Source organism: Cryobacterium tagatosivorans, from assembly GCF_004402215.1.
GTDB lineage: Bacteria > Actinomycetota > Actinomycetes > Actinomycetales > Microbacteriaceae > Cryobacterium > Cryobacterium tagatosivorans.
Genome location: NZ_SOEZ01000076.1, coordinates 92535 through 107046 on the forward strand (window position 1 = coordinate 92535; position 14512 = coordinate 107046).

The window sequence follows — 14512 nt, forward strand, 5'->3', positions numbered from 1 at the left end:
ACGGGAGGGCACGTGCAGTCGCAGTCGCAGTCCTCGGCGCCGTCGTCGGCGCGCCCCCGGCTCAGCCTCACCCGCCAGCTGCTCATCTTCCAGCTCACCCTGCTGGCCATCGTGCTCGTGGCCGTGACCGCGATCTCGCTCGAGCAGACCCGCAACATCTTCGCGAGCGGCCAGCAGCGACGGATGCTCACCGTCGCCGAGTACACCGCCGCGAACCCCCTGCTCCGGAGCCTGCTCGCCGACGACTCGGCACCCCGCAAACTCGCCTCCCCGGTGGAGTCGCTCCGCACGACCACCGGGGTGGACGAGCTGATCGTCACGGATGCCGCGGGCCGCGTGCTCGCCTCCCCGGCGGACCCGCGCATGCTCGGCACCACCCTCAGGCTGGACGCCGGGCGGAAGGGGTACGCCGGCGCCTGGGCCGGCGTCGCGCAGCTCGGCACCGTCGACCATGTCGTCGCCCGGGTGCCCGTGCTGTCCAACTCCGGCGAACTCATCGGCACGGTGATCGCCGGACGCCGGTTCCCGACCGTGACCGGCCTGCTCTCCGATGCCGCACCGAACCTGCTGACCTACCTGGGCGTCGCGGGCATCCTCGGCGCGGCGGGGTCGTGGTGGCTCGCCGCCCGGGTCAAACGCCAGACGCTCGGCCTGGAACCGGAACAGATCGGCCGTCTGGTCGAGCACCGGGAGGCGATGCTGCACGGCATCCGTGAAGGCGTCATCGCGGTCGACGCCGACGGCATCATCACCCTGGCCAACGACAGCGCACGCTCGCTGCTCGGGCTGCCCGACGACGCGGTCGGCCGCCGGGTCGACCGGGTCGGCCTCGGCGGCGAGGCCGAGCGCGCGTTGCGTTCGCACGGAGCGCATGACCGGGACACTCCCCTGGTCAATCGCGGCGTGCTGCTCGTGCTCAACCAGACCACGATTCATCCGCCCCGCTCCAAGCCCGAGGTGGTGACCACCCTGCGCGACCGCACCGAACTGGTGACGCTGCAGCACGACCTGGGCAGCAGCCGGCAGGCGACCGACACCCTCCGCGCCCAGACGCACGAGTTCGCCAACCGGCTGCACACGATCTCGATGCTCATGCAGCTCGGCGACACCGACGCGGCCGTCGACTACATCGACGCGGTGTCGCGGGATCGCTCCGAGCTGGACAGCACGGTGCTCACCCGGATCAGCGAGCCGGCGGTCGCGGCGCTGCTGATCGCGAAGACGTCGCTCGCCCGCGAGCGCGGCGCCGACCTCACGCTCACGGCCGACTCCGCGCTTCCCCGGGTCGACGAAGCCATGTCGATCGACCTGGTCACGGTGATCGGCAACCTCGTCGACAACGCGCTGGATGCCGTCACCGGCGGCGCAACCAGGCACGTGTCGGTCGATGTCCGGGTGGTGGGGGCTCGCGTGGCCGGGGCGGCGGGCGCTGCGGGTTCGGCGGATGTTGCGGGCGCGGCCGGGGCTGCGGATGCTGCGGGGTCGGCGGGCGCTGCGGCCGGGCCGGCCGCGGTGCGGGTCGTCGTGCGCGACACCGGGCCCGGGGTCGACTCCGCGCTGATCGACCGCGTCTTCGAGGCCGGAGTCACGTCGAAATCGGCATCGTCCAGTGCCGGCGACCACGGCTTCGGGCTGGCAATCGTGCAACTCGTCGCCACCCGCCGCGGCGGCACGGTCAGCTACCGGAACGACGCGGGCGCGGTCTTCGAGGCTGTGCTGCCGACGGTCGCGCACGCGTCGGCCGCGGCAGCGGCGATGGACGACGGCCCCGCCGACATGCCCGACCTCACCGATCCCACCGGCCGGGAGGCCAGCCATGTATGACGTGCTGATCGTGGACGACGACTTCATGGTCGCGCGCGCCCATGAGCGCATCGTCGAGCAGCTCCCCGGGTTCCGGGTCGTGGGTGTCGCGCACTCGGGCGCGCAGGCGCTGGAGCTGATCGGCAGCCTCCAGCCGCAACTGGTGCTGCTGGACATCTACCTGCCGGACACGACCGGGCTGGACGTCATCCGTCGCGCCAGGGAGCACGGGCACGACCTGGATTTCCTGGTGCTCAGCGCGGCCCGCGAGTCGGAGACGGTCAGCGCGGCGCTGCAGGGCGGCATCGTGAGTTACCTGCTCAAGCCGTTCAAGATCTCCGAGCTGCAGGCGCGGCTCGCCGGGTACGCGGAACGCCGGCGGGTGCTTGGCCGCCCAGGCGACCTGAGCCAGAGCGACCTGGACCAGGCCCTCGGCTCGGCGTCCGGCGTGGCCCCGCTGCCTGCGCTGCCCAAGGGGCTGAGCAAGGAGACGGCGGTGCTGATCGAGCGGGCGCTGAAGGAGGCCGACCCCGACCTGGCCGCGTCCGAGTGCGCCGAGGAGCTCGGCCTGTCGCGGGTGGTGGCCCGCAAGTACCTGGAGCACTTCGTGCTGCTCGGGCAGGCCGCCGTGGCCCTGCGCTACGGCCAGACCGGGCGTCCCCAGCGACGCTACTCCTGGCTCGGGCCGGTCTCCCGCTAGCCACCCGCCGGAACGCCGAAAGTCGCCGTTTCCACCGAGAGTCGCCGTTGCACCGGGGATTCTCGGCGGAAACGGCGACTCTCGGCGAGGATCCGCTCGACTGGACTACCCGACGGGGGTCTTCACCTTCGCGAGCTGCTCCGGGGTGATGACCGTGATCGAGGAGGTGTCCTCGAGCGAGCGGCCCTTCGTTTCGACGGCCCAGGCGTAGGTGACGACGAAGCCGATGAGGGTGAGGACCGCGCCCACGAGCATGACCCCGCTGACGCCGAACTGGGCCAGGCCGATCGGCATGAGGAACGTTCCGGTGGCCGCGCCGATCCGGCTGATCGCCACGACAATGCCGACGGCGGTGGCGCGGATCTCGGTCGGGAACAGCTCGTTCGGGTAGATCCACTCCATCAGGCTGGGTCCGCCGGAGACGAAGGCGTAGAAGCAGAACGCGAGGATGACGAACCAGACCGGGCCGTTCGGCAGCAGCCAGAGCGCGAGCAGCGGCAGGGACATCAGCGCGAACGGGATGACCGTCATCGGCCGGCGGCCGAGGGTCTCGACGGGCTTGAGCGCCGCGGCGTTGCCCAGCACGAAGAGGAGGCTGATGACGGCCGTGCCGATGATGTCCAGGCTTCCGCCCTCCAGTCCGAAGGACAGCAGGATCATCGGTCCGAAGATGTAGATCGCGTACTGCGGGGTGATCTGGGCGAAGTACAGCACGCCGCACATGATCACGCGCTTGCGGTACTTGCGGCTCAGCACCAGGCGCAGGGCATCCCAGGTCGGCAGGGTGCGGTCCTCGGTGCTGGCCGTGCTGAGCGACATGTCGCGGTGGCCGTAGACCTGCTCGATGACATCCTGGGCCTCCGCGATGCGCCCCTTCTGGATGAGCCAGCGCGGCGATTCCGGGATGCCCCGGCGGATGACCACCACGATGACCCCGAGGATCGCGCCGCTCAGCAGCATCCAGCGCCACAGCTCATAGCCGCCGGACGCCTCGACCATCACCCAGCCGACGAGGAACGCGGTCATCGCGCCCAGGCCCCAGGCGAGGGCGGAGAGCCCGATCATGAAGCCGCGCTTCTTCACCGGGGTGAACTCGGTGAGCAGCGACGTGGCGATCGGATAGTCCGCGCCGATCGCCAGGCCGATGATGAAGCGCAGCACGATGAGCTGCCACGGCCCCTGCACGAACGCGGTGAGGAAGCAGGCGCCCACGAGCACCATGAGGTCGATCGCGTACATCTTCTCGCGGCCGATCCGGTCGGTGAGCGTCCCGAAGATGATCGCGCCGAAGAACATCCCGATCAGGGACGCCGCCCCGATCAGGCCGACCTGCACCGGGCTGACCGGATAGTCGGCGACGAACCCGACGAGGGCGACTCCGATGAGGCTGAGGATGTAGCCGTCCAGGAACGGTCCTCCGCAACACGCTATGAGGAGCTTTCGGTGAAACTTCGAGGTGGGAGCCTCGTCCATGACGGCAAGCGAACTCATTCGATCTCCTTTGATGATGAGTGGGGCGTTTCAGTGCGGACAGTGCAGGAAAAGTGGGCAACGGATGCGGGCGTCAGCGCCGGTTGCGCGGCCGTCGTTCGGCTGCGCTGGTCGTGCGCCGCTGCGCGAGCGGCGCGCCTCCCGCGCAGCGGCGCAGCACAAGCGCGCCTCCGCGCACGACCAGCACAACCAGCGGGGATGCCGCGTCAGCGGAACGCGGGAATACCCGTGATGTGGTTGCCGATGATCAGCGCGTGCACCTCGTCGGTGCCCTCGTAGGTGCGCACGCTCTCCAGGTTGTTCGCGTGGCGCAGCGGCGAGTAGTCGAGCGTGATGCCGTTGCCGCCGAGCACGGTCCGGGCCTCGCGGCAGATGGCGATCGCCTCGCGCGTGTTGTTGAGCTTGCCGATGGAGATCTGGTGCGGCTGGAGAGTGCCGGCGTCCTTGAGCCGGCCGAGGTGCAGGGCGAGGAGGGTGCCCTTGTTGATCTCCAGCGCCATGTCGACGAGCTTCGACTGGGTCAGCTGGTAGCCCGACAGCGGCTTGCCGAACTGCATCCGTTCGCCGGCGTAGGCGAGGGCGGTGAGGTAGCTGTCCCGCGCGGCGCCCATGACGCCCCAGATGATGCCGTAGCGCGCCTCGTTCAGGCAGGCGAACGGACCGCTCAGGCCCCTGGCCTTCGGCAGCATGGCCGAGGCGGGCAGGCGCACGTTGTCGAGGTCGATCTCGCACTGGATGGACGCCCGCATGGAGAGCTTGGGTCCGATCACCGTGGCGGTGAAGCCGGCCGTGTCGGTGGGGACGACAAAGCCTCGCACCCCGTCGTCGGTCATCGCCCAGATCACGGCGACCTGGGCCACGGTGGCCAGCCCGATCCAGCGCTTCGTGCCGGTGATCACCCAGTCGTCGCCGTCGCGGCGCGCGTAGGTGGTCATGCTGCTCGGGTCGGAGCCCGAGGAGGGCTCGGTCAGGCCGAAGCAGCCGATCGCCTCGCCGGACGCCATCTTCGGCAGCCACTCGTTCTTCTGCTCCTCCGAGCCGTGCTTGTGGATGGCGCTCATCGCGAGGGAGCCCTGCACGCTGACGAAGGTGCGCAGGCCGGAGTCGCCGGCCTCGAGTTCCAGCGCGGCGAGGCCGTACTCGACGGAGCTGCGACCGGGGCAGCCGTAGCCCGTGAGGTGCATGCCGAGCAGGCCCAGCTTCGCCATCTCCGGCACGATCTCGAGCGGGAAGACGCCATTCTCGTACCAGAGCGCGATGTTCGGCCGGATGGCCGAGTCGACGAAGGCGCGCACGGAGGAGCGGAGCGCGACCTCCTCGCCGCTGAGGAGGGACTCGATGTCGATGAGGTCTGAGGTGTCGATCATGGGGTTCTCTTTCATCAGGGTGGAGGACGTCATTCGCTCGGCCGGAGGAGTTTGCTCGGCCGGAATGGTTCGCGTGGCCGGAGTCATTCGCTGGGCACTGTCAGTTTGCCGTTGATTCGCCGCGGGATGCGCCAGGGGTTGTCCGGCTGCAGGGCCGCCGGCAGGTGCGCGGGTTCGGCGTTCTGCACGGCGACCGGCCGCACGAACCGGCCGAGGGCCCCCGCGCCGACGCTCGTCGCGTCGGAGCGGGAGGTGGCCGGCCACGGGCCGCCGTGCTGCATCGACCAGGAGGTCGCCACCCCGGTGGGCCAGGCGTTGAGGGCGACGCGCCCCACCCGGCCGAGCAGCCGGCGCACGACCTCGGCCGACTCCGGGTCGCCCGGGCCACCTGTGAAGACGGATGCGACGAGGCTCGGCTGCAGCCGGACGAGGGCGTCCAGGGCGTCCCCGGCCTCCTCGTATTCGCAGACGAGCGCGACGGGACCGAAGCACTCCTCGAGCAGGCGGGAGCCGGGGTGGAGGTCGTCCAGCCGCACGCGGATCGCCCGCGGGGCGACCGCGTAGCCGTCGCGGGGGTGGGCGGCGGCGTCGGGAGCGACGTCGGCGGCAGCTCCGGCAGCTCCGTCGGCGGCAGGTCCGGCAACGACGTCGGCGGCCGTTTCGGCGGCGACGACGGGAGCGTCGGCGACGGCTTCGGCGGGGGCCGAGGCGCCCGCCGCTGCGGCGAGCTGCGCGACACCGGCACGGTAGCCGGCGGCGATCCCGGCCGTGAGCAGGGGGGCGGCCTCGACCTGGGCCAGCTCGGCGAGTACGGCGTCGAAGATGCCGGCGCCGGCCGGGGCGAAGAGCAGCCCGGGTTTGGTGCAGAACTGCCCGGCCCCGAGCGTGAACGACTGGGCGAACCCGGCGGCGATCTCTTGGGGCGTCGCCGCGGCATCCGTTGTCACGAAGACCGGGTTGACGGTGCCCATCTCGGCGAAGACCGGCACGCCGCGTGCGGCGGCGCGGTCGACGAGCGCCATTCCGCCGCCCTGGCTGCCGGTGAAGGCGACCGCGGTGACCTCGGGGGCGTCGATGAGCTGCAGTCCGGCGTCGAAGCCGACGACGAGTGCGTAGCTGCCCTCCGGGGCGCCGGCCTCGGCGAGCGCGTCGGTGACGAGCCCGGCCAGGCGCACGCTGAGCCGGGGGTGGGCGGGGTGGGCCTTGACGATGACCGGGCAGCCGGCGGCGAGGGCCGAGGCCGCGTCGTGGCCGATCACGCCGAAGCCGAAGGGGAAGTTGCTCGCTCCGAACACCGCGACCGGGCCGACCGGGATGTTCCAGCGGGACAGGGTGGACTCGCCGCCGATGCCCTCGGTGCCGGCCTGTAGGTAGCTGCCCTCGGCCGCGACCGCGCCGTAGAAACGGGTGCTGGCCGCGCACTTGGCCAGTTCGCCGCGCAGGCGATCGGCGCCGAGCCCGGTTTCCTCGCCGGCGATCCGGACGAGTTCCGGCTCGTGGGCGGCGAGGGCATCCGCGATGGCGGTGAGCCAGCCGAGGCGTGTTGTCGGGCTGGTGTCGGCGACGATCACGGCCGCCGCGCTCGCCAGCCTGAGGATGCCCGCTACGCGTTCCGGGGAGGTGTGCGGCACGCTCCCGCGCTGCTCGCCCGTGCGCGGGTCGTAGCTCGGGTCGGCGTTCATCGTGATCGGGACGCTCACTCGCAAACCGCCGTCTCAAATCGGCGGAGATTCTGCTCGAAATCGGGCGTTGTGTGCCCGGTTGGGCCCTCAACGGGAGAATCTCCGTCGAATTCGCCGGCAGTCGACTCGGCCTGCACCGCTGCGATGGCCCGCACCAGCACGGCGAGCCCGTCCTCGAGCAGGTCCTGGCCGATCACGAGCGGCGGAAGCAGACGGATGACGTTCCCATAGGTCCCGCAGACGAGCACCAGCACGCCCTCGGCGTGGCAGCGCGCGGCGACGGCCGCGGCGAGCAACGGCCGCGGCGAGGCGGTGCCGGCGGCGGCGAATTCGATGGCGAGCATCGCGCCGCGGCCGCGGAAGTCGACGATCGGCGAGTCCTCGGCCACGAGCGGTTCGAGCACCCGGCGCACGGTGTCCTCGATGCGGAGCGCCCCGGCGAGCAGGTCACCGTTCTCGAAGGCCTCGAAGACGCCGAGGGCTGCGGCGCAGGCGAGCGGATTGCCGGCGTAGGTGCCGCCGAGTCCGCCGCTGTGCACGGCGTTCATCAGCTCGGCCCGGCCGGTCACGGCCGTGAGCGGCAGTCCCCCGCCGAGCGCCTTGCCGGTGACGACGAGGTCGCCGGCCACTCCCTCGTACTCGCTGGCGAACATCCGGCCGGTGCGGCCCATGCCGGCCTGGATCTCGTCGAGGACGAAGACGATGCCGTGGCGTTCGGCGATGCCGCGGAGCCCGGCGAGGAAGCCGGGCGCGGGGACGATGAAACCGCCCTCGCCCTGGATCGGTTCGATCACCATGGCGGCGAAGGTCTCCGGCCCCTGCGCGGCGAGGACGGCCTCGACCCCGGCGAGCGCTTCGGCGGTCGCGTTCTCGGCTCCTCCCGGCCAGCGCAGCGGCGCGGCCATCGGCGCCCGGTGCACCTCGCCCGGGAAGGGACCGAAGCTGGTCTTGTACGGGTTGACCTTGGCCGTCATGGCCATGGTGAGGAGGGACCGGCCGTGGTACGCGTCGTCGAAGACGAGGATCTTCTCCCGGCCGGTGGCGGCCCGGGCGATCTTGATGGCGTTCTCCACGGCCTCGGCGCCGGTGGAGAACAGCGCGGTGCGCTTCTCGAAGTCGCCGGGGGTGTGCGTGTTCAGCCATTCGCAGACAGCGGTGAACGAGTCGTACTCGGTCACCATGAAGCAGGTGTGGGTGAATCGTGCCAGCTGGTCGCTGACCCGGGCCTGCACGAGCGGGTTGCTCGCCCCGACGCTGGTCACGGCGATGCCGGAGGCGAAGTCGATGATCCGGTTGCCGTCGACATCCTGCAGGATTCCGCCCTCGGCCCGGTCGATGAACACGGGCAGGGCCACCCCGAATCCGCTCGAGACCTGGCGCGTGCGCTCGGCGTGCAGGGTGGCGGAGCGGGGGCCCGGGATCGCGGTGCGGAGCAGGCGAGTCTGGGGAAGCGGCAATGATTCCATGGCTTCAATGTAGAGGAGGCCGTGCCCCGCGACATCGGATGGACTATCCAAAAGCGCACCCGCCCGGAGATAGACTGTCCAGTCATTACTGTCGGCGCTCGATCTGAACGGAATGACCATGGTGCGGATCAGCCTCGCGCAGCTCTGTGAACGGCTCGGGCGGGACCTCCGGCCGCACGACGGCGCGCGAGTGGCCCGCCGCGACCTCACCGGCGTGCACATTTCCGAGCTCGACGACCCGACCCCGTACCTCGGCGGCGGAGAGTTGCTGCTGACCACCGGCATCCCGCTCTCCGGCGGGGCGGACCGGACCGGGCGCTACGTCCAGCGCCTGCTCGACAAAGGGGTGGCGGCGCTCGGCCTGGGGCTCGGCGCGGGGATCGACGAGGTGCCGGACGAACTGGATGCCGTCTGCCGGGAGGCCGGACTGGCGCTGCTGATCGTTCCCGACGGCATCCCGTTCATGCACGTGTCGCGGGCCTACTGGGACCTCGTCGGCAGGGCGGAGCAGGCCGATCTCACCGCGAGCCTGAGCCGGCAGACCTCCCTCGCCCGGGCGGCCACTCGCCCGGAGGCGGTGGCGTCGGTGGTGAAGGCGCTGGCCGAGGCACTCGGCGGCTGGGCCGTGTATGTTCCGGCGGACGGCACCGCCGAGACGATCTGGCCTCCGGCCGAGGCCCGGGTGCTCCCGCAGCTGCGCGAGGAAACCGCGCGGCTGGGCCTGGCCGGAACGCACGCCTCGGCGACCTTCCCGTTGCAGGGAACGGATGTCGTCGAATACTCGATCGTCGCCGACGAGAAGACGGCCGGATTCCTCGCGGTCGGGGCCGGGCGACCGTTGCGCGCGGCGGACCGGCAACTCATGCTGACCGGCTGCATGCTGCTCTCGGTCACCGCCGGGCAGCAGTGGGGGCTGCGCCGGGCCAACGCGATCCTGGGCGGCACCGTGGCCAGCCTGATCCTGCACGGGTACGTCGATGCCGCGCGCCTCGCGGCCGAGGAACTGGGCCTGCCCGTGCCGGCGGAGCGCGTGCGGCTCCTGGCCGTGCGCGGAGACCAGGTGGAGCTCCTCGGCGACGCGGAGCTGGCCGACCGGGTTGCCGCGCTCGGACCGGCCGGGAGAGCGTTGCGGCGGAGCATCCGTCGCTCGGGCCTGCAAAGCGTGCTGGACGGCCTGACCTGGCTGATCCTGGACGAGGCGCAGGGGGAAGCGAACGGGGAGGCGCGGGGGGAAGCGAACGGGGAGACGGACGGGGAGTTGCACGGCGAGCCCGCTCCCCTGCCGCTGGCCGGCCCGGGCGGGACGACCGTCGCGACGACCGCCGCGACGACCGGTGCGCTGTCGGTCGCGCTGAGCGGCCCGTTGCTCCTGGGCCAGGTCGCCGGCAGCATCACCGAGGTGGGCCGCGCCTGCCGACGCGCCGCCTCCGGGCAGCTGGTGTCGGCGGACGGCCTGCTCGACCAGCAGGCGGATGGCTGGGTGGACGCCCTGCGGAGCTACACCCGGGCCGACCTCGTGGAGACGGTGCGCTGCTACCTGCGGCACCGGGGCCAGTGGGAGCCAACCGCCCGGGAGCTGGGCGTGCACCGCAACTCGCTCCGGCACCGGATCGGGATCGCGTCCAGACTCGTCGAGGCCGACCTCGACGATCCCGATGTCGCGGCGAACCTGTGGCTCGCCCTGCGCGGCTGACCTTCCCTCCCCACCCCTCCCCTCCCGCGAAACCGCAGTTGTGCGCGCTAAACAGGCGTTTTAACGCGCACAACTGCGGTTTCGCGGCGATTAGGTGAGCCAGGCACGGATCGCGTCGCCGTGCTCGCCGAGCGCGGGCGGCGCGGCCGTCCGCGGCGCGAGCGGCGGGGTCCAGCTGACCGGGTGACGGATCTGGCGTCCGACGGTCGTGCCGGAGGCATCCTGAACGTCGATGGTCGGCGCGAGGCCGAGCGTCTCGGCGAGCTCGATCCCCTCGTCGATGGTGGCCACGCGCCCGGCCGGCACGCCGGCTTCGGTGAGCCGGAGTTCCCAGGAGAGCGCGGTGGCCCGGGCCAGGCGCCCGTGCAGGATCTTGATGAGTTCGACGCGGTTGTGCACGCGGGCGGTGTTGGTCGCGAACCGTTCGTCGGCGGCCAGCCGCTCCACCCCCAGCACTGTCGCGAGCCGCGCGAACTGGCCGTCATTGCCGCAGGCGACGGCCAGCGGCCCGTCCGCGCAATCGAGCAGCTGGTACGGCACGATCGACGGATGCGCGTTGCCCATCCGTTTCGGGATGACGCCGGCCCCGAGGTAGGCCTGCCCCTGGTTCGCCAGGGCGCCCTGCAGGCTGGAGAGCAGGTTGAGTTCCAGGCGCGCCCCCCGGCCGGTCGCCGCGCGGGCGGTCAGTGCGGCGAGGATGCCGATCGTCGCGTCCTTGGCGGTGAGCACGTCGACGAGGGCGACCCCCACCTTCATCGGCGCGCCGTCTTCCTCGCCGGTGATGCTCATCAGGCCGCCGAGGGCCTGGACGAGGAAGTCGTAGCCGAGCAGGTCCGCTCCCCCGGCGCTGCCGAACCCGGTGATCGAGGCGTAGACCAGCCCGGGGTTCTCCTGCTGGAGCGAGTCGTAGCCCAGCCCGAGCTTGTCCATCCCGCCGGGCTTGAAGTTCTCGACGAGCACGTCGGCCCTGAGCGCGAGCGCCCGGGCCAGCTCGAGGTCGGCGGCATCCGTGAGGTCGAGGCAGATCGACTCCTTGTTGCGGTTGATCCCCTCGAAGTACGTGGCGCCGGTGGCGGAGTACGGCGGGCCCCAGCCGCGCGTGTCGTCGCCGCTGCCAGGCCGTTCGACCTTGATCACGCGCGCGCCCAGGTCGGCCAGCGTCACCGTGGCGAGCGGGCCGGCGAGGATGCGCGAGAAATCGGCCACGAGGATGCCCTCGAGCGGGCGGGAAAGGTCGCTCGCATTGTCGTCCATCTGCTTCTGCACTGAAGTTCCGTTCATCGGTGGCGCGGCAGGCCGTCCCGGTCGAGGGCGGCCTGTGTACGAATCTAGCGGCCCGGCCGCGCGGGCTCGCTGGATGGATCATCCACGGATTGGGCAGCGTGCCCTCCTGCGCGCCGCTGCCTGCGGCGCCCTGCACCCTGCGCCCCGCGCCCCTGCGCCCCTGCGCCCCTGCGCCGAGATTGCCTGTTCGGGTCGAGATTGCCCGGTGCGCCGGGCAATCTCGACCGGAGGTGTCAAGTCGGCGGATCCGCCCGGCCGCGCGGGGCATCCGGATGCCCGCAACCCCGCGCAACGCGGGCGCAACGTTGCGCCGCCTAGCCTCGGGGCCACGGACGAAGACGTTCGATCTAGGGAGTTTTGCCATGACATTGATTGAAACGACCATGCACGAAGAACTCGGCACCGACGGGACCGCGACGACGATGCGCGCCGCCGTCGTCTCGGCTTTCGGCCAGGACCTCACCGTCGACGAGGTGCCGGTGCCCACGCCGGGCCCGGGCCAGGTGCTCGTCAAGCTCATCTCGAGCGGCGTCTGCCACACCGACCTGCACGCCGCCGAGGGCGACTGGCCGGTCAAGCCGAGCCTGCCGCTCATCCCCGGCCATGAGGGCGTCGGCACCGTCGTCGCCCTGGGCGAGGGCGTCACCAACATCACCGTCGGCGAGCACGTCGGCAACGCCTGGCTCTGGTCCGCCTGCGGCAGCTGCCAGTACTGCCGCACCGGCTGGGAGACGCTGTGCGAGCAGCAGCAGAACGGCGGCTACAGCGTCGACGGCTCCTTCGGCCAGTACATGCTCGTCGACTCGCGGTTCGCCGTGAAGATCCCCGCGGATTCCGACCTGGTCGAGATCGCCCCGGTGCTCTGCGCCGGCGTCACCGTCTACAAGGGCCTGAAGATGACCGAGGCCAAGCCCGGCCAGTGGGTCGTCATCTCCGGCATCGGCGGCCTCGGCCACATCGCCGTGCAGTACGCCAAGGCGATGGGCCTCCGCGTCGTCGCGGTGGACGTGGCCGACGACAAGCTCGCCCTGGCAACCAAACACGGCGCCGAGCTGACCGTCAACGCAATGGATGAGGACCCGGTCGAGGTCATCCAGCGGGTGACCGGCGGAGCCCACGGCGTGCTCGTGACCGCGGTGCACCCGAAGGCGTTCGGCCAGGCGATCGGGATGGCCCGGCGCGGCGGAACCATCGTCTTCAACGGCCTGCCGCCGGGAGACTTCCCCGCGCCGATCTTCGAGATCGTGCTCAAGGGACTCACCGTGCGCGGCTCGATCGTCGGCACCCGCCAGGACATGGAGGAGGCGCTGGAGTTCTACGCCCGCGGCGAGATCCACCCGACGGTGTCCACCCGCACGCTCGAGGAGATCAACACGGTCTTCGACGAGATGAAGCACGGCAAGATCGACGGCCGGGTGGTCATCCGGTACTGACCGGGTGATGGCCGGGTACAGGCCCGGTATTGAACGGGTACAGGCCCGGCACTGGCCCGCGCGTCACACGCGCGAGCGGCGTTGCCCGGCGGCGAGTCGCCCCGGGCAGCGCCTCCCAGGCCCCGCGGCCACGGCTGCCGGCCGCCGCCAGCGCCCACCGTGCGTAGAACCACCGTGCGTAGAACCACCGTGCGTAGAACCACCGTGCGTATGAGCCACCGTGCGTATGAGGGTGTGCGTGTGTGGCTAACTCAGGAGAATCCGGCGGCCACTCCCCCCGTGCCCCGAATTTCCGCGGAGGGACGAGCCGGTAGTCCGGATTCTCCTGAGTTAGCCACATACCCGCGGGTCGACTGCGGCCCGGACTTCTGCGGCGGCCGCTTCGGCGCCGAAAGTCGCCGTTTGCGCCCAGAATCGCCGTTCCAGCGGCGATTCTCGGCAGGAACGGCGATTCTCGGCAGGAACGGCGAGTCTCGGCGGGGAACGGCGGCGGCTAGCGTTCGGCGAGGATGCCGTCTTCGTCGCAGTAGACCATGCGCCCGGGGCGGAAGCGCACCCCGGCGAACTCGACCACGACATCCGCGCTGCCCTTGCCGGTCTTCGAACTCTTGCGCGGGTTGCTGCCGAGGGCCTTGACCCCCAGGGCGAGCCCGCCGATCGCGACCCGGTCCCGGATGGCGCCGTTGATGATGACGCCCGCCCACCCGTTGGCCACCGCGGACTCGGCGATCATGTCGCCCATCAGCGCCGTCTGCAGCGATCCGCCGCCGTCCACGACGAGCACGGCGCCCGCGCCGGGGCGGGCCAGGACGGCCTTGACCAGGGCGTTGTCCTCGAAGCAGCTGACGGTGCGGATCGGCCCGCTGAAGCGCGCGTTGCCGCCGATCGACTGGAACTGCACCGCCACGGACTGCAGGTCTTCGCCACGCTCGTCGTACAGGTCGGCGGTCTGCAGTGTCATGGTGTCCCCCGGGGAGCTTGTGCGGTGTCCTCCCAGAGTAGCGACCCGCAGCAGAGCCGAAGCCGCGGCACGTCACACAGTGCGCAACGCGGGCACGCGACAGCACGGCACGTCAGCAACAGCACGTCAGCCCCGGCGCGTCAGCCGCGGCGCCTCAGCCGCCGAGGTTGTCGGCGAGGCGGTTGGCGACGATGGTGCGCACGAGCGACTCCGGCAGCGGATGCGCCGGCGTGAACCTGATCGTCCCGCCGGATGCCTCGAAACCGGTGAGGTCGTCGCGCAGGGACGCGACCAGCCCGGGGCTCAGCGTGTAGAAGCTGCACCCGCTGGACTGCGCGCCGAAGCCGACGAGCATCCCGTGGTCGAAGAATGTCGGAACCCGGTAGCTGATCCGCTCCGTGGCCTCGGGGTCGAAGCGCTGGATCGTCTCACGGAGCCCCTGCAGCGCCCCGCGGAACTCCGCCGGTACCCCGGCCAGATAGTCGTCGACGTCGTCCGACCCGCTCATGCGGCCCAAGATACACCGGCGCCGCCCGCGCGGATGCCCCGTCCGGCGAGACCCGCCCGAGCGGATGCCCCGTCCGGCGGGACCCGGTCGCGCGCGCGCGGCCCGGCGCCCGGCCCGGCGCCGG

General features: G+C 71.4%; 11 protein-coding genes. 4 read left to right on the top strand and 7 right to left on the bottom strand.

The genetic code is table 11. The features are described 5' to 3' along the window. The first annotated feature begins 12 nt into the window (after positions 1-12). Positions 13-1824, top strand: a complete 1812-nt coding sequence (locus E3O23_RS16200) for a sensor histidine kinase (protein ID WP_134492804.1) — start codon at positions 13-15, stop codon at positions 1822-1824. After that, the gene (locus E3O23_RS16205; protein ID WP_134492806.1) at positions 1817-2503 is read left to right on the top strand and encodes a response regulator; all 687 of its coding nucleotides are present in this window, start codon (positions 1817-1819) and stop codon (positions 2501-2503) included. Before E3O23_RS16200 ends, E3O23_RS16205 begins: the two co-directional genes overlap by 8 nt. Before the next feature lie 105 nt (positions 2504-2608). Here E3O23_RS16205 and E3O23_RS16210 read toward each other — a convergent pair whose 3' ends face one another. The 4 genes from E3O23_RS16210 to E3O23_RS16225 form a co-directional block, all read right to left on the bottom strand. Beyond that, positions 2609-3994: an MFS transporter gene (locus E3O23_RS16210; protein ID WP_198415202.1), complete on the bottom strand. Its 1386-nt coding sequence runs from the start codon at positions 3992-3994 to the stop codon at positions 2609-2611. A 206-nt stretch (positions 3995-4200) separates the two neighbouring features. After that, complete coding sequence (locus tag E3O23_RS16215; protein WP_174776661.1) at positions 4201-5361, bottom strand: acyl-CoA dehydrogenase family protein; 1161 nt, start codon at positions 5359-5361, stop codon at positions 4201-4203. 83 nt (positions 5362-5444) lie between these two features. Beyond that, positions 5445-7061 carry an aldehyde dehydrogenase family protein gene (locus E3O23_RS16220; RefSeq protein WP_198415203.1) on the bottom strand — a complete coding sequence of 539 codons (1617 nt, stop codon included), beginning with the start codon at positions 7059-7061 and terminating at the stop codon, positions 5445-5447. After that, positions 7058-8509, bottom strand: a complete 1452-nt coding sequence (locus tag E3O23_RS16225; protein WP_134492810.1) for an aminotransferase class III-fold pyridoxal phosphate-dependent enzyme — start codon at positions 8507-8509, stop codon at positions 7058-7060. The genes E3O23_RS16220 and E3O23_RS16225 overlap by 4 nt, the downstream gene beginning before the upstream one ends. A 112-nt stretch (positions 8510-8621) precedes the next feature. On the opposite strand from E3O23_RS16225, the gene E3O23_RS16230 reads away from it, so the two are divergent. Continuing rightward, positions 8622-10202 (top strand): PucR family transcriptional regulator, encoded by a 1581-nt coding sequence (locus tag E3O23_RS16230; RefSeq protein WP_134492812.1) that lies wholly within the window; start codon positions 8622-8624, stop codon positions 10200-10202. 90 nt (positions 10203-10292) lie between these two features. Here E3O23_RS16230 and E3O23_RS16235 read toward each other — a convergent pair whose 3' ends face one another. After that, on the bottom strand, positions 10293-11456 hold the full coding sequence (locus E3O23_RS16235) for a CaiB/BaiF CoA transferase family protein (RefSeq protein ID WP_134492840.1): 1164 nt from the start codon (positions 11454-11456) through the stop codon (positions 10293-10295). A 452-nt stretch (positions 11457-11908) separates the two neighbouring features. Between E3O23_RS16235 and adhP the strand changes: the two genes are divergently transcribed. After that, on the top strand, positions 11909-12919 hold the full coding sequence (adhP, locus tag E3O23_RS16240; RefSeq protein ID WP_134492842.1) for an alcohol dehydrogenase AdhP: 1011 nt from the start codon (positions 11909-11911) through the stop codon (positions 12917-12919). 493 nt (positions 12920-13412) lie between these two features. On the opposite strand, the gene rraA is transcribed toward adhP, so the two are convergent. Next, positions 13413-13880: a ribonuclease E activity regulator RraA gene (gene rraA / locus E3O23_RS16245; protein WP_134492814.1), complete on the bottom strand. Its 468-nt coding sequence runs from the start codon at positions 13878-13880 to the stop codon at positions 13413-13415. A 154-nt stretch (positions 13881-14034) separates the two neighbouring features. Then, positions 14035-14388 (bottom strand): iron chaperone, encoded by a 354-nt coding sequence (locus E3O23_RS16250; protein ID WP_134492816.1) that lies wholly within the window; start codon positions 14386-14388, stop codon positions 14035-14037. Between the last annotated feature and the right edge of the window lie 124 nt (positions 14389-14512).